Origin of the sequence: Nocardiopsis alkaliphila YIM 80379, assembly GCF_000341005.1 — a bacterium.
GTDB classification, from domain to species: Bacteria; Actinomycetota; Actinomycetes; order Streptosporangiales; family Streptosporangiaceae; genus Nocardiopsis; species Nocardiopsis alkaliphila.
The window spans coordinates 23,364-38,938 of sequence record NZ_ANBD01000055.1; the positions used below are offsets into that span (position 1 = coordinate 23,364).

Below are 15,575 nucleotides of genomic sequence, written 5' to 3' on the forward strand. Positions count from 1 at the left end.
GCCATTCACACGAACCCCCAAGAGCTGTCGGAACCCGGGCGCCCGCTCGGGGAGGGACCAAGGTACGGCGGAAGGAAACCCTGTGTCTGGATACCACGGTACGGTCGGCGCCATCGGCGTTCGCCCCTCCGTGTGTCCGGAACCACTCCGCAGGGCGCTCCTGCTCGCCGGCCTGGTCCTCGGGATCGTGTTCACCGGATGGTCGTGGTCCGCTCCCGCGCACGCTGAGGAGGCGGCGCTCACCGGGTCCGCTCTGTCCGGTGCGGACCCCATCGTGGTGGAGGCCAAAAATGTTGGGGACTCGGTCGGTGACACCCTCGCCACGGTGCGGGAACGGGTCACCCACGCGACCGGTGGGGCCATCGAGGTGGCTCAGGTGGCCGAGACCGCTCCCATCCGGCACGTCCATGAGACCGTGCGTGACACCTCGCTCACTCAGGATCCACCCCACTCGAGCGAACTCACCGAGACCCTGACACGGGTCACCGTAGAGGCCGTCGATCCCGTCCTCGACCATCGGGGTGGGCCTGCCCGAGCCGAGGTGGCGGGTGCGACGGAGACGAACACCAAGACGGTCGAGACCGACGAACCCACGATGACCGACGCCTTCGAGCTTCGCCTGGAACGGGCCGTCCCCGACGAGGACCGGACCCCCGACACCGTCATCGAAGTCGTCGATGAACGGCGTGGATTCGATCAGGAGACCCTCCACACGACTTCGGTGAGCGGCAACGCTCCCACCACGTCCTCCAGTTCCGGCGGAACCTCCCCGGCACCCGTCGTCGCCGGATTCCTCCCCGGCCACTCCGACCCGGCACCCGTCCCCGGTCTGTTCGAGGCCGCCCGGCACGTCCTGCTCTCGGTACCCGCCGATTCCACGGACGAGCCCACCTTCTCCCCGGACTAGCGGGCTCCGTCCACCCGAATCGACGCCCCGCGTAACGCCTGGAGCGTTCCATCGTGCGCGATCGACTTCCTGGCACGTCCTGACCAGCCGCTCGTCTGGGGATTGACGTGAGCCCCGCGCCTCGTTCGCGAAGTTCACGTCAGTCGGTGGTCCGCCAGACCAATCGCCTGAATTCGGCACGAACCGCCTTCGCTCCCACCAAGGGCGAAGCGTCTCACCCGCCGGAAGGTCCATCAGATCCCGAGTCCCTGGCCAAAGAAAGGGCCAACGCGGTGGGACACCACACCCTCCCCGCCGCACCCCTCGAACGAACACACGAACCACTTTGGAAGGACACCCATGTTCCACACCGCCCGTACCTCCGCCCGAACCATGCTGGTGGTCGCCGGCGCCGCCGGATTCGTCGCCCTCGGTTCGGGGATCGTGGGGGCCGACACGCTCGGTGGTGTCACGGACGGCCTCCCGCTGAACGACCTGAGCAGGCAGGTCCCCGCCGCCCTGACCGAGGGCGTTGGCACCCCCATCGGTGATCTGGTCAAGGTCGAACCCGGAGAGGTCTCCGCTCGGCCCGAGGTCCAGCAGCAGTCCGCCGAGGCCGTGGGAAACGTCTTCGGTGACGCCGTGTCCGCCACCACCCCCGTGGAGACAGGGGAGGAGAACGCCGCCAAGGTCGGTCTGATCGACCTGGGTGAGGTCACCGAGCGCCTGCCGCTGAGCGAGGCCTCCCAGACACGGTCCCTCAGCGGCAGCGGTGCCGTCGACCCCCTCTCCGGATTGTTGGACGGGATCGAGCTGCTGGACGTCCTGTCCTCGGACGGCGCCCAGACCCTGCCGCTCGGCCACGAGGAATCGACCCGGCCACTGGCGTCGCACACCGCCGTCGTCGACGACACCGTTCGGGAGCTGGGTAGCCGGGTCCAGTACGGAGTGCGGGAAGGTGACCCGCGCCTGTTCACCCTGGACGAGGTGAACCTCGACGCGGTCGGTGGGACCGTACCCATGAGCGGTCCCATCGTTTTGGACACCGGTGAGAACGCAGACCTGACCGGTGGACTCACGACCCTGCTTCCCGCGGACGTCAACGAGAAGTTGCCGATGAGCGGCCCCGAAAGCCTCGACGTGGAGCGGGTCGCCGGTGAGGTGACCGGCGCGGCCGACGACCTGTTGCCGCGCACACCCGGTGGTGACCTGGTCGATGTCCAGGGCCTGCCTCGCTTGGGCGCCCCCCGGATCGGCGTCGACCAGCTGTCCGCCCCCGATGGACTCCCCCTCGGAGAGGGCTCTGTCCCGGAGCTCGACCTGCCGGTGGGCCTGGTCTGACCCGAGAACGCGCGCCCGCCGGTCGCGGTGGACACACCACCTCACGTGGTGTGTGGAGTCCACCGGCCGAAGGGGTGTTCGCCAAGCGCGAGAAGGTCCCCGTCGCAACATGTGACGGGGGCCTCCCGTGTCTGCCGGTCTCCCACTCAGTCGTCCTCACCGGTACCGAAGCCGAGACCGTCCTGACAAGGGTTGGACGTGGCGTCACGACCTTCACCAGGGCGGGCGGACGGAGCGCTCTCAGTGGGCGTTTCATCGCTGCCCTCCAAGACCGACGAGTCAGCGGGGGTCGGTGAGGCCGTGGGTGGCTCCTGGGGGAAGGGCGCGTCGTCGGCGGCGAGCAGATCAGGCACGGCGCGGTCCTCGCGAATCGCATCGAACAGTTCGCCGGCCTCCTCCTCGTACCACATGACGCGGTTGGGGTCGTAGGGCGCCTGGTACCAGGGAACGGTGTGGAACTCGATGTCGGCCAGGTCCACGTCGGTCATGGTGACCGCGATGGACACCATGCGGTCCAGTGAGAGTTCCTGGTCGGTGGCGCTGTGCCGGGCCACCGCCTGCAAGATGCCGTTGAGTTGGGATGGGCTGGTCAGAACGTCACTACTGGTCACCTGGTCGGCGAGCGCGGCGAGGAACATCTGTTGGCGGTCGATCCGGCCGATGTCACCGCCGTCACCGATGTCGTAGCGGGCCCGTACGAAGGACAGGGCCTGCTCTCCGTCGAGTGTCTGCTGCCCGGAGTCGAGGTCCAACTTGGCCCGACGGTCCCGCATCGGTTCGGGGATGCATATGTCCACCCCTCCGATGGCGTCCACTACGTCGCGGAAACTGGCGAAGCTCAAGTGGACGAAGTGGTCGATGCGGATGTTGGTGAGAGATTCGATGGTCCGCACCACGCAGGGAGGCCCGCCGTGGTACATCGCGGCGTTGATCATGCCGAAGTAGCCGTAGGTGCCCTCGGTCTTGGCGTACGGGTCGCACTCGGGGAGTTGTACCAGGGAGTCACGGGGGAAACTGATCACCGAGACGCGATCGTCCGGTGAGATGTGCGCGAGCATCAGGGAGTCGGAGCGTTCGCCCTCGAACTCCTGGGTGTAGGCGGGGCTGTCCTCCTCGTACCCGTCCGAGCCGATGAAGAGGATGTTGACCGCGTCGCTGATCTTGTCGGGGCGATCCTTTTCGTTGAGCACCGAACCGAGGTCGTGCTGGAGCATCCCCGAGCGCAGCGAATAGTAGTAACCGTAGGCGGTGGCGGCCCCCAGACACATGAGTACGACCAGGGAGGCTGCGGTCCATAGAAGGACTCGACGTAGGCGGCGTCGGCCCTTCTTCCCCGTGGGGGCGGTCGTGGTCGATCCGCCCTCGACCCCAAGCTCGGCCTGGGAGTCCTGTTCCGCGGCCCCTTCGGCCTCGCTCTTCGCAGCGGCGGTCCGCCCGGGGACGTCGTTCCCGGGTACCGGGGTGTCGGAAGTTCCCGTGTCTTCGGGGTCTTCTATGGTCTCGTCTTCTCCGGTGAGGCCGGAATCCGGAGTCTGCTCGGCCTGTTCTGGACCATCGTCCGACTCCGAGACCTCATCGGTGGTCTCGTCTTCTCCGGTCTTGGGATCCTCGGAACCTTCCGTGCCTTCGGGAGCGGAGTGGTTCTTCGAGGGCTGGTCTGGTGTCTGATCCGGGCCGGAGTCGGCGGAGTTCTCGTCAGCGGGCATCGTGACAATCTCGGTGAGTTCGGACGGTTGGACGTGCCAACGGCCGGACGCCGACCCGTGCGGGTCACGCGTCCGTGTCCAGGGCAGGGTGGAGGTCGCGTGGGAGAGGGGCGCGGGTTGTCCGGGGTCTGGGCCGAAAAGTCATCGAGGGTATGTGCGTCGCTCGTGGGTGGGAGGGGAGCACCGATGGCCGGGGATCGCCGAAGACGCCAAGACCTGCGCGTGGCAGTGATCCTAGATGAAGTTCTCACTGAGCGCGTGCTCGGGGCGTCCATGTATGGGGCTCCTGACCTCAATTGCGCCGCACGGTTCCTTCGCCGAGTGGAGTGCCACGAAGTCTTACTCGCCCGACTTTCTCATGTGTGAGGCGCAACGATCATTTCTGACCCGCCGTGCGAACCTCGGATCCCTGTGGCCGATGCGGGTGAGGCGCAACGATCCGCCGTCCCGGGAGCGCGATCGCTCACGGGACGGCGGCCGGAGAAGGATGCCTTGCCGGGGTCAGTCGTCCCAGAAGGCGCTCTCCTTCTCCTTCTCCTCGGTGGCCGATGGACGGCCGGCGCCCTTGGAGGTCGACTTGGTGCTCTTGGGCGTCTTGGCGGGTTTACGGGTACCGGTGGTCTTGACGGTACTTCCCGTGTGACGTGGGCGCGGGGTGACCGAACTCTTCTCGATCGGCGCGCCGGCCTTGGGTTTCTCGCCGGAGTGGATGCTCAGAGCCTCCTCTTCCACGCTCAGCATCTTGCGCATGACGCTGGGAACCTCGGGCAGGCGGTCCGCCCGTAGGTGAGCACCGAGGACGTCCAGGGCGTGATCGCACAGGACACGCTTGGCGGTGGTGGCACCGACCCCGCTGAGCTGCTCGACCTCGGGCAGGTCGTGCTCGCGCAGCAGCCGGACCACGGCGGTGAGCCGTTCGCGGGTCTTGCGGTCGGTCATCGACATGACGGTGAGTTCGGCCTCGCTCAGGAACTCGGTCTTGTCGCTGTCCCCTTCGCGTTCCGCGATGAAGGCGCTGGTGAGGTTACGGGCGGAGGCTCGGGTGCCGGAGCGGAGTTCGGCGCGACGAATCTGTCTGGCGTGCAGTGTGGTGACGACGACACTGGTGACCAGGCTGATGGTGGCGCCCAAGAGGATGAGCACGATGGGGTTCTCGATGAGTGGCACGGGAGACCTTTCCGGGCGGTGGTCCGCACGGGGCAGGGTCACGGGGTGACAGGGGTGTGCGGGGGTGATGCTTCGGTTGCGTGACTATTCGGCAGATGGATGCTTCTTGTCAAGTGTCATGACGACGCGGGCACGCGAAGGAGGGCGAGGGCACAGGTGGGTGCGGACGTCGGGGCGGGTATGGATTCACCCTCACGTATCGGTTGCCCGGTGGGGATTCGAGCAAACTCCACGCCTTTGGGCCGTGGACGGATCTGCCGAGCGCCCTCCCCACCGGGTGTGGCCGTTCGTCGAAGGTGGTGGGCCAGGCGGTGGCACGGAGTCGGTGCCGTCTATCCGGCGAGCAACTTGTTGACGGACTCGGGTGACAGGACCTCCTCGGTGACCATGGCGGCGCAGCCGCGCACCCCGGCGTCGTCCCACAGGCTGCTCGGTACGATGCGCAACTGTCGGGTGGACAGCGCGGTGCACTGTTGGAAGACCACCTCACGCACCCCCGCCACCAAGTGGTCGTACGCTTGGGCCAGGTCACCTCCGAGCACGATCACCTCCGGGTTGAGCAGGTTGACCGCACCCGCGAGCGCCTCGCCCAACCTTCGGCCGGCCCCACGCACCAGGGTGACGGCCACCGGGTCGCCCTCCCGGGCCAGCGCCACCAGTTCTTGGAGCCCCGAGACCTTCCGCCCCTCCCGAGCCGCGAGGGCCAGCAGGCGGCGTCCACCCGCCACCGCCTCCAAGCAGTCGGTGTTGCCGCAGCGGCACGGCAGACCATCGCCGTTCCCCACGGGGATGTGGCCGATCTCCCCTGCGGCCCCGAGCGCTCCGCGTAGAAGGCGGCCACCGGAGAGCAGGCCGGCGCCGATTCCGGTGGAGGCCTTCACGAACACCATGTCGTCGGTGCGTCCGTGGCCACCCGAGATGTGTTCGCCCAGTGCCATCACGTTCACGTCGTTGTCCACCATGACCGGGACCGGGAAACGTTCGGTCACCAAGGGGGCCAGGGCCACTCCGGCCCAGTTGCTCAGGGCCGGTCGGTCCTCGGCGCGCCCGGTGTGGAACTCCACCGTCCCGGGCAGCCCGATCCCCACTCCGCGGACGTCCTCGGGGGCACGACCCAGGGAGGCGATCTGTTCTTCCCAGGTGGCCAACAGCCAAGGCACGGTGGCGTCGGGCCCTTGCTCCATGTCGGGGGAGCCCGGGCTGCGAAGCAGTACCCGACCATCCAGGTCGCACACGGCGGCCTGACTGCGGGCCATTCCCAGGGCACCGGTCAGCACCAGGCCGCAGGAAGCGTTGAACTCCAGCAGCGTGGGCGGCCGTCCGCCGCTGGAGGCGGCACGGGTGCCTTCGGTGATCAGCCCGTTCTCGATCAGTTCGGTGATTCGCAGGGCGACGGAGGGGCGTGAAAGCCCGGTGGCGCGGGCGATCTCCGACCTGCTGGTGGCACTACCGGTGCGGATCAGCTCCAGGATGTGGCCGCTGGTCGCGGTGGAGGACAGACGTCCGGGGGTTCTGGCCATGCCTCATTGAACCATTCGCTCGATCGGCCGCTACGAAGACCGTGCACTTATGTAAATTATTGTTCTGAAGTGTGCTTGGTTTTTTACCATAGTGGTCTTAGGGTCGAAACGAGGTCGTAAGTCCCCCCGTCCGCGACCGTTCGGACCCCGTGCCGGGGCCCTCACTCCCCGCCCCGTCCGCCTCCTTCCCCACTCCATCTCCTCAGGAGAAGCCCGAATGCAGCAGCCCGTGCCCCGCCCCACCGACCTGGTGGTCTTCGGCGGAACCGGTGACCTGTCCATGCGCAAACTCCTTCCCTCCCTCTACCTCTTGGACCGCGACGGACACCTGGACGAAGGGACCCGCCTCATCGCGGTCTCCAGGGACGGGCTCACCGACGCCGACCTGCGCGACAAGGCGGCCTCGGCCGTGCGTGGGCACAACGCCGTCCAGGTGGTCGAACCCGAGGTCATGCGCCGCTTCCTGGAGCGGCTCCTGCACGTGAGCGTCGACGTGGGCGGCGACCCCTCGGGCTGGGCCGCTCTGGCCACCGCGCTCACCCCCGGCCGAGACCGGGTCTTCTACCTGGCGGTGCCGCCGATGATCTCCGGTGCCATCTGCCGAGGCCTGCGCGACACCGACCTGGTCACCCCGGGTTCTCGCGTGGTGATGGAGAAACCCCTGGGTCGCGACCTGGCTTCCGCCCAAGCCGTCAACGAGGAGGTCGGGGCGGTCTTCGACGAGTCGCGCATCTACCGGATCGACCACTACCTGGGGAAGGAGACCGTGCAGAACCTGCTCGTGCTGCGATTCGCCAACGTCTTCCTCGAACCCCTATGGAACTCCAGGTGGATCGACCATGTGCAGATCACCGCGTCCGAGACAGTCGGCGTGGGTGGTCGGCGTGGTTACTACGACTCCTCAGGAGCGATGCGCGACATGGTGCAGAACCACCTGCTCCAATTGCTCTGCCTCACCGCGATGGAACCGCCGTCCAGCTATGACCGGGACGCCGTCCGTGACGAGAAGCTCAAGGTGCTCCAGTCCCTGAGACCGATGCGGGGTGACCGTGTCGCCCGGCACACCGTCCGCGGTCAGTACACGAGTGGCACGGTCCATGGGGAGGAGGTTCTCGGTTACCTGGACGAGGCCGGGGGACCGCCCACCAGTGACACGGAGACCTTCGTGGCCCTGCGCGCAGAGGTGGCGAACTGGAGATGGGCCGGGGTGCCCTTCTACTTGCGCACCGGAAAGCGCATGGCCCACTCCCGCTCCGAGATCGTCATCCGCTTCCGCGACGTTCCGCACACCATCTTCCCCGGCACGGGGACGGGTTCCGGTGCGGGAAGTCTCGTCATCCGCCTCCAGCCGGACGAGGGCATACACCTCACCATGCTGGCCAAGACCCCCGGTGCCGGTGCGTTGAGACTACGCCCGGTCCCGCTCGAACTCAGCTTCGCCGACACCTTCTCCACCCGCTCCCCCGAGGCCTATGAGCGGCTCCTGATGGACGTGTTGGCCGGGGACTCCACCCTCTTCATGCGACGCGACGAAGTCGAGGCCGCGTGGCGCTGGGTGGACCCGATCATCCAGGCATGGGACGGCCTCGGCGCCGCCCCTGAGCCCTATCCCGCCGGAAGCGCCGGCCCCGAGGGCGCCAACCGGCTCATCGGCCGCACCGGTCGTATGTGGCACGAAGAGGAGAATTCCCGATGACCGCGCACAGCTCCATCCACCCCGTCGTCGCCGAGGTCACCCGACGCCTCACCGAACGCAGTGCCCAGACCCGCTCCGCCTACCTGGAACGGACCCACGCCGCCGTCGGTAGGGGGCCGTCCCGCACCTCGTTGGGCTGCGCCAACCTCGCGCACGGGTTCGCCGCGTGTGGTGTGGGCGACAAGCTCGCCCTGGCCGGAGACGTCACTCCCAACCTGGCGATCGTGTCCGCCTACAACGACATGCTCTCCGCGCACCAACCGTTGGAGTCCTACCCCGCGATCATCAAGGCGGCGGTGGCCGAGGCGGGCGGGGTCGCCCAGTTCGCCGGTGGTGTCCCCGCCATGTGCGACGGCATCACCCAGGGTCGTGAGGGCATGGAGCTGTCCCTGTTCAGCCGGGACGTGATCGCGATGGCCACCGCCGTGGCCCTGTCCCACGACATGTTCGACGGCGCGCTCATGCTCGGGGTGTGCGACAAGATCGTGCCCGGGCTGCTCATCGGCGCGCTGTCCTTCGGGCACCTGCCGGTGGCGTTCGTGCCCGCCGGTCCCATGCCCTCGGGGTTGCCCAACAAGGACAAGGCCCGAATCCGGCAGAAGTTCGCGGCGGGCGAGGTGGACCGCAAGGAGCTGCTCCAAGCCGAGTCCGCGGCCTACCACGCGCCCGGTACCTGCACCTTCTACGGCACCGCCAACTCCAACCAGATGCTCATGGAGGTCATGGGCCTGCATCTGCCCGGAGCCAGCTTCGAACAGCCGGGCACCCCGATGCGGGAGGCCCTGACCGCGGAGGCCGGGCGACGCGTACTCGCGCACACCGCTCTGGGGGAGCACCACACCCCGCTCGGCGAACAGGTCGACGAGAAGGCCATCGTCAACGCGGTGGTGGCGCTACTGGCCACGGGAGGCTCCAGCAACCACACGTTGCACCTGGTGGCGATCGCCCGCGCGGCCGGTATCCAGCTCACCTGGGACGACTTCGCCGACCTGTCCGAGGTGGTGCCGCTGCTCACTCGCATGTACCCCAACGGCGCCGCCGACGTGAACCGCTTCCATGAGGTGGGCGGTATGGCCTTCCTCATCGCGAGCCTGCTCGACGCCGGGCTTCTCCACGAGGACGTGCGTACGCTCACCGGCCACGGACTGGATCGCTATCGACAGGTGCCTCACCTGGAAGAGAACGCTCTGACCTGGGGGGACGGTCCGAAGGAGAGCGCGGACAAGACGGTGCTGCGCGGGGTGGAAGACCCCTTCGCCCCCGATGGCGGGCTGCGGATGCTCTCCGGAAACCTCGGCCGTGCCGTGATCAAGGTGTCGGCCGTGGCCCCCGAACGACACGTGGTCGAGGCCCCGGCCCGGGTCTTCGCCGACCAGGCCGAACTACAAGAGGCGTTCAGCGCGGGGGAACTGACCGGTGACTTCGTCGCGGTGGTGCGCTTCCAGGGGCCGCGTGCCAACGGGATGCCCGAACTGCACAAGCTCACCCCTCCGTTGGCCGTCCTCCAGGACCGGGGTCAGAAGGTGGCACTGGTGACCGATGGACGGATGTCCGGTGCCTCCGGCAAGGTGCCCGCGGCCATCCACGTCTCGCCCGAGGCCGAGGCGGGCGGTCCGCTGGCCCGTGTGCGCGATGGTGACCTCATCCGCCTGGACGCGGTGCACGGCACACTGGAGGTTCTGGCGGACCTCGATGGTCGTGAGGACGCGCGTCCCTCGGCCGACTCCTCGGTCGGTACCGGGCGCGAACTCTTCGCGGCCCTGCGCGGAGCGGTCGGCCCGGCCGAGACCGGAGCGGGTGTCTTCGGTCACTGAATCCGGAACACCTTCCATCCATCGACGACTTGGAGAAGTACATGACGACCGTTCCCCGTGCCGGTGAGGACCTGTTCGCCCTCGCCCCGGTCATGCCGGTGGTGGTGCTGGAAAACGCCGAGGACGCGGTCCCCTTGGCCCAGGCCTTGGTGGCGGGCGGGCTCGCGGGTATCGAGGTGACCCTGCGGACTCCGGCCGCCTTGGAGGCGATCGCACGTGTCGCCCAAGAGGTGCCCGAGGCCGTGATCGGCGCGGGCACCGTGGTCACCACCGAGCAGGCCGAAGCCGCGGCGAAGGCGGGAGCGCGGTTCCTGGTCAGCCCCGGGTCCACACCCGACCTGGCCCGGGCGATGACCGACACGGGGTTGCCCTCGTTGCCGGGGGTGGCCACCGTGTCGGAGGCGATGGCCCTGGCGGAACAGGGGGTGACGGCGCTGAAGTTCTTCCCGGCCGAGGCCTCGGGGGGTGCGAGGTTCCTGAAGTCCCTGGTCGGGCCGCTGCCGCGGCTTCGGTTCTGTCCCACCGGCGGTATCACCGTTCAGAGCGCCCCTGAGTACCTTTCCCTGCCGAACGTGGGCTGTGTGGGTGGAAGTTGGTTGACCCCGACGGAACTGGTGTCCGAAGGGCGCTGGGACCAGATCACCGCTCTGGCCCGGGAGGCGGCCGCGCTGCGGTCCTGAGCCTTTCGGGAACGGTCGGTCTTTGGCGGGGGCGCGGGAGTCCACGAGCACCCGCACCCCGTCCAACACCCGTTTCGGGCCAGGAGCGTGTGGCCTCAGCAGGTGTGGTGCCGATGGAGGATGTCGCGGACGAAACCGGCGATGAGCAGGGTGTTCCACTGTTCCGGGGCGACCCGGTCGAGCCTTCGTCCCTCGGTGAGGACCAACGAGCGGGGATCGCCTTTCCAGGTGGCGGTGAAGAAGGTGAGGAGTCGCCCGGAGCCGTGGGTGTCGGGGCCTCGCAGAATGCGGTGAGTTCTTCTGCGGTGAGTCCGGCCTCCTCCTGGAGCTCCCGGACGATGGTCTCGCGCAGGGTCTCCTCACCCTCGCAGCCACCACCGAGCACGCCCCAGTGGCCGGGCCAGGCGATGCCGGGGACGTCGTCGCGCAGGTGCATCAGGTATCGACCGGCGCCGTTGGTGATGATGGCCACGGGGCCGAGGGGTCGTCGTCATGCCGGTGACATCAGTGCCGGGCCATGGTCTCCCGCTCGGACCGGGCTCGGGGTTTGGCCGGGCACCCCACCAGGTGGTCCTCCACCACCCCGGTGGCCTGGAGGTAGGAGTACACGATGGTGGGGCCCACGAAGGTGAACCCACGACGCTTGAGGTCACGGCTCAGCCCTTCGGCGAGAGGGGTGGTCACCGGCACCTGCTCGGGCCTGGTCCAGTGGCCGACCACCGGGCTGCCCTCCACCCGGCCCCACAGGTAGGCGCTGAAGCTTCCGAACTCCTCGCGTACTCGTAGGAAGGCCTGGGCGTTGCGCACCGCTGAGCCGATCTTGAGTCGATTGCGGATGATCCCCGGGTCCGAGAGCAGCCGGTCTGTCTTCGCCTGCCCGTACCCGGCGATCCGCTCGACGTCGAAACCGTCCATCGCCCGCCGGTAGTTCTCCCGTTTGTTCAGCACGGTGGCCCAGGACAGCCCGGCCTGGGCACCTTCCAGGACGAGCATCTCGAACAGGTATCGGTCCTCGTGCGAGGGACGCCCCCACTCGGTGTCGTGGTAGGTGGTCATGGGCTCGGAGGCGTCGCGAGCCCACGAACAGCGGGGGTCGACGGTGTCGGTCACGAGGGCTCCTCGATGGGTGGGACGGGCCGGACCCGTTCATCCTCCCCGAAGGCGGTGACCATACATCCATCAGTCGGTTCCGTGCCAGGAGGACCACAGGGCGGCGTAGGCCCCGCCCGCCGCGACCAGCTCGTCGTGTGTGCCCAGCTCGGTGATCCGTCCGGCCTCCACCACCGCCACCCGGTCGGCGTCGTGCGCCGTGTGCAGCCGATGCGCGATCGCGATCACCGTCCGGCCCTCCAACACCGCGGCCAGCGAGCGCTCCGCCGCCCGGGCGGTTCGCGGGTCCAGCAGCGAAGTGGCCTCGTCCAGCACCACCGTGTGCGGATCGAGCAGCACCACCCGGGCCAAGGCCACCTGCTGGGCACGGGCCGGATCCAACGCCGTGCCACCCGAACCCACCGCGGTGTCCAACCCTTCGGGCAGCGACCGCGCCCAGTCCGCCTCCACCGACTCCAACGCCGCGAGAAGCCGTTCGTCGTCGGCCTCGGGGGCGGCGATCGCGAGGTTCTCCCGCAGGGTCCCCGTGAACACGTGATGCTCTTGGTCGACCAGGACGATCCGCTCGCGCAAGACCTCGGCAGGCAGTTCCCCGACCGGGACCCCGCCCACCGACACCCGCCCCGAATCGGGTACGTCGGCGCCGGACAGCAACCGTCCGATGGTGGTCTTGCCCGCACCGGAAGGACCCACCACGGCGAGCCGTTCCCCGGGCCGGATGCTCAGGTCGATCCCGCGCAGCACGTCATGGCCGGGGACGTACGCGTAGTGCACGTCCACGAGTTCGATCCCATCGCCCTCCGGTTCCAGGTCGGACCCGGACACCTCCTCGGGCAGTCGCTGTACTCCGCGCAGGCGGGCGAAGGAGGCCGTGGCCCGCTGGACCTCCTCCATCCACTGGGTCAACCGGATCATCGGATTCACCGCCTGCTCGATGTAGAGCAGGCACGTCACCAGCGCACCCAGCGCGATCCCGCCGTTGAGGTACACCAGCCCTCCCACCAGCAGGGCGATCGCGGTCGGCAGGGCGAAGGCGCTCTCCGTGACGGGAAAGAGCGCTGATCGTAGCCGTAGGGTCCCTCGCCGAGCCCGATACAGCAGGCCCACGTCATGGTCGGTCACCCCGATCCGATCCGCTTGGAGCCCCATGCCCTCCACCGTGCGACCGCCCTCGGCGGTGGCCGTCACGTTCTCCAACGCCCCGGACAGGGCGGAACCCTCCGCCAGGTAGGCCTCCCGAGATCGCCGCAGGTACCAGCGCACCACCGGCAGCACCACCGGGATCGTTATGACGACGCACAACCCCAGCAACGGGCTGATCCAGAAGATCGCCGCGAACAAGACCAGAAGCTGGAACACGTACAACGCGATGTCGGGAAGGGCGCCGCGCAGTGTCTGGCCCACCGCCGTCACGTCCACCGACACCCGTGTGATGAGGTCCCCCGTGCCCGAACGCTCGACCACCTGGGTGGGCAGGGACAGCACCCGAGCGACGAAGTCCTCGCGTAGCCGTCGCAGGACGTGTTCGCCGAACCGGTAGGTGGAGCGGCGGGCGTAGCGGGTGAGGACGAGTTGGGCGCAGGCGGCCACGACCACGCCGACGGCCATCAGGTCCACCGCGGCCAGGGTGGCGGTGCCGTTCTCGACCATGTCGATGATCCGGCCCAACAGGTAAGGGCCCACCAGCCCCGCCGCACTGGCGAGGAGGGTCAGGCCCACCAGCCGTGCGACCCGGCCGCGCTCGGAACGCAGGAGCTCTTTGACGTCGTGTCGTACCTGGGCCCGACCGGCCACCGGAAGTCGCTCGCTCATGCCGGATCGACCTCGTTCTCCGTACGCTCTTCCTCGTCGGCCCCGCGCAGTACCAGTGCCCGATAGTCGACCCTGCTCTGGCTCAGGCTCCCGTGCGTTCCGGCGGCCTCCTGCCGCCCACCCACGAGGAAGACGACCCGGTCGGCCCGGTCCAGCAGCAGTGGTGAGGTGCCGACCACCACGGTGGTGCGCCCGCTTCTGACCTCGTGCAGTCTTTCGGCGATGGCCGCCTCGGTGTGCGAGTCCACCGCGGAGGTGGGTTCCACCAGCACCAGAACCTCCGGGTCCGCGAGCACCGCGCGAGCCAGACGGATCCGCTGGCGCTGCCCACCGGAAAGGTTCCGGCCCTGGAGTTCCACTCGGGAGTCCAGACCGTGGGGCATCGCGCCGAGGAGGTCGGTGGCTCCGGCCACGTGCAGCGCCGCGCGTAGTCCTTCGTCGTGATGGTCTTCGTGCGGATCCAGGACCTCGCGGAGCGAACCGGCGAACAGGTAGGACTCGTTGTCGCTGAGCAGGAGACGTTCGCGGACCTCGCTCAGTTCCACATCGCGCAGGGGGACCCCGCCCCAGAGGGCGTCGGAGTCGGTGTACCGGCACAACCGGTCCGTGATGGTGACGGCCTCCTCCAAGGACGCGGACACCAACGCCGTGGTCAGTCCTGGGACCACCCTCACCCCTGAATCCGGATCGACCAGCTCTTGGCCGGGGGCGGGGCCGGGTCGGTTCACGCCGCTTCCGGTGAGCGGTGGATGGAGGGCGAGCACCCGCAGCACACGCCGGACCGAGACCAATCCCTGGGTGAGTCCGGAGGCCCCCTCGATGAGGAAGAAGATCGGCACGATGAGGATCGCCACGTACCCATAGACCGCCACGGTCTCACCCACGGTGATGTGTCCGAGCACCGTCAGGCGCGCGGCGACCCAGGTCACCACACCCAGGAAGACCACCGGTAGGCAAGTGCTCACCGCATCGAACCAGCTGGTGGTCTCACTGACCCGGTGCCCTTGGCGTAGTAGCGCCTTGGAACGCTCTCCGTAGCGTTGGGCGAAGTGTTGCTTACCGCCGATCCCGCATAGGACCCGGAGTCCGGAAACGATGTCCGCGGCCAGCGAGGCCGCGGCGCCCTGGTGTTCACGGTAGGTCCGTTGACGCCTCTGCAAGCGGCTGAGGAGAGGGCCGACCACCAGGGCCAGTACCGGGAGGCCGAACACCACGATGGCGGTCAACGGTGGAGAGATGGTGAAGAGCAGGATCGCGACGCCCACATAGGCGATGACCGCCCCCACTCCCGGCCCGGTCATGGTGAGGATGTGCGCGATGAGCATGACGTCGGACGCCTGCACGGTGGACAATTCGCCCCCGGTGACTCGGCGGGTCAGAGAGGATCCGAGTTCGGTGGAGTGCCGGGTGACCACGCGCATGGTCCGGTGCGCGGCGTCCATGCGAACCTGGGACATCGTGCGGTGTCGCAGGATCGACACGAGCGCGTTGAGCAGAACCACGACGGCCAGTATCGACACCCAGAGGTAGAGGGCGCGAGGGTTCTGTGCGCGCAGACCGTCGTCGATGGCCCTCGCCAGCAGGTACGGGGGGACCATCAACAGGCCCATCCACAGGGTTCCGTAGAGGGCACCGAGCAGGACGCGTCCGCGCTGACGGACGATGAGCCACCACACGAAGCGCAAGGGTCCGCGCCGGTCGGGGGCGTCAAGGCTGGGAAGAGCGACACGAGGGAGGGGGCGTGATCCCCAAGGGCCGGGGACGTCCGTGGTGTGGGCCAAGCGGATCCTCCAAGACTTCGTCGGCCTTTCCATCGAACCAGGGACCTTTGTGGGCATGGCCT

At 68.4% G+C, this 15,575-nt stretch carries 11 protein-coding genes and 1 pseudogene; 5 read left to right on the plus strand and 7 right to left on the minus strand.

The features are described from left to right. The first annotated feature begins 82 nt into the window (after window positions 1-82). Both D472_RS0108860 and D472_RS0108865 read left to right on the plus strand, forming a co-directional pair. The gene (locus tag D472_RS0108860; protein WP_017604124.1) at window positions 83-907 is read left to right on the plus strand and encodes a hypothetical protein; all 825 of its coding nucleotides are present in this window, start codon (window positions 83-85) and stop codon (window positions 905-907) included. A 339-nt stretch (window positions 908-1,246) separates the two neighbouring features. After that, window positions 1,247-2,227, plus strand: coding sequence for a hypothetical protein (locus D472_RS0108865; protein WP_017604125.1), 981 nt, complete (start codon window positions 1,247-1,249; stop codon window positions 2,225-2,227). A 146-nt stretch (window positions 2,228-2,373) separates the two neighbouring features. Here the strand turns inward: D472_RS0108865 and D472_RS0108870 are convergent, their stop codons facing one another. The 3 genes from D472_RS0108870 to D472_RS0108880 all read right to left on the minus strand — a co-directional run bounded on the left by D472_RS0108870 (window position 2,374) and on the right by D472_RS0108880 (window position 6,620). Beyond that, window positions 2,374-3,933: an LCP family protein gene (locus D472_RS0108870; protein ID WP_017604126.1), complete on the minus strand. Its 1,560-nt coding sequence runs from the start codon at window positions 3,931-3,933 to the stop codon at window positions 2,374-2,376. A 501-nt stretch (window positions 3,934-4,434) separates the two neighbouring features. Next, complete coding sequence (locus D472_RS0108875; RefSeq protein WP_017604127.1) at window positions 4,435-5,100, minus strand: hypothetical protein; 666 nt, start codon at window positions 5,098-5,100, stop codon at window positions 4,435-4,437. A 332-nt stretch (window positions 5,101-5,432) separates the two neighbouring features. Then, window positions 5,433-6,620: an ROK family transcriptional regulator gene (locus tag D472_RS0108880; protein ID WP_017604128.1), complete on the minus strand. Its 1,188-nt coding sequence runs from the start codon at window positions 6,618-6,620 to the stop codon at window positions 5,433-5,435. 217 nt (window positions 6,621-6,837) lie between these two features. Here D472_RS0108880 and zwf point away from each other — a divergent pair, with 217 nt between their 5' ends. Genes zwf through eda form a run of 3 tightly spaced genes read left to right on the plus strand, consistent with a single transcriptional unit; the run spans window position 6,838 to window position 10,810 of the window. Continuing rightward, on the plus strand, window positions 6,838-8,316 hold the full coding sequence (zwf, locus tag D472_RS0108885; protein WP_017604129.1) for a glucose-6-phosphate dehydrogenase: 1,479 nt from the start codon (window positions 6,838-6,840) through the stop codon (window positions 8,314-8,316). Beyond that, window positions 8,313-10,130 (plus strand): phosphogluconate dehydratase, encoded by a 1,818-nt coding sequence (gene edd / locus D472_RS0108890; RefSeq protein ID WP_017604130.1) that lies wholly within the window; start codon window positions 8,313-8,315, stop codon window positions 10,128-10,130. Before zwf ends, edd begins: the two co-directional genes overlap by 4 nt. Before the next feature lie 41 nt (window positions 10,131-10,171). After that, on the plus strand, window positions 10,172-10,810 hold the full coding sequence (eda, locus tag D472_RS0108895) for a bifunctional 4-hydroxy-2-oxoglutarate aldolase/2-dehydro-3-deoxy-phosphogluconate aldolase (RefSeq protein WP_017604131.1): 639 nt from the start codon (window positions 10,172-10,174) through the stop codon (window positions 10,808-10,810). Between the two features lie 337 nt (window positions 10,811-11,147). Here the strand turns inward: eda and D472_RS29020 are convergent. The 4 genes and pseudogenes from D472_RS29020 to D472_RS0108915 all read right to left on the minus strand — a co-directional run. After that, window positions 11,148-11,246 (minus strand): annotated as a pseudogene (locus tag D472_RS29020) (NUDIX hydrolase); the annotation flags it as partial. A 68-nt stretch (window positions 11,247-11,314) separates the two neighbouring features. Beyond that, the gene (locus D472_RS0108905) at window positions 11,315-11,920 is read right to left on the minus strand and encodes a DNA-3-methyladenine glycosylase I (RefSeq protein ID WP_017604133.1); all 606 of its coding nucleotides are present in this window, start codon (window positions 11,918-11,920) and stop codon (window positions 11,315-11,317) included. Between the two features lie 69 nt (window positions 11,921-11,989). Further along, a complete protein-coding gene (locus D472_RS0108910) occupies window positions 11,990-13,732 on the minus strand; it encodes an ABC transporter ATP-binding protein (RefSeq protein WP_017604134.1) in 1,743 nt (580 codons plus the stop codon). Continuing rightward, window positions 13,729-15,513: an ABC transporter ATP-binding protein gene (locus D472_RS0108915; protein WP_017604135.1), complete on the minus strand. Its 1,785-nt coding sequence runs from the start codon at window positions 15,511-15,513 to the stop codon at window positions 13,729-13,731. The genes D472_RS0108910 and D472_RS0108915 overlap by 4 nt, the downstream gene beginning before the upstream one ends. Between the last annotated feature and the right edge of the window lie 62 nt (window positions 15,514-15,575).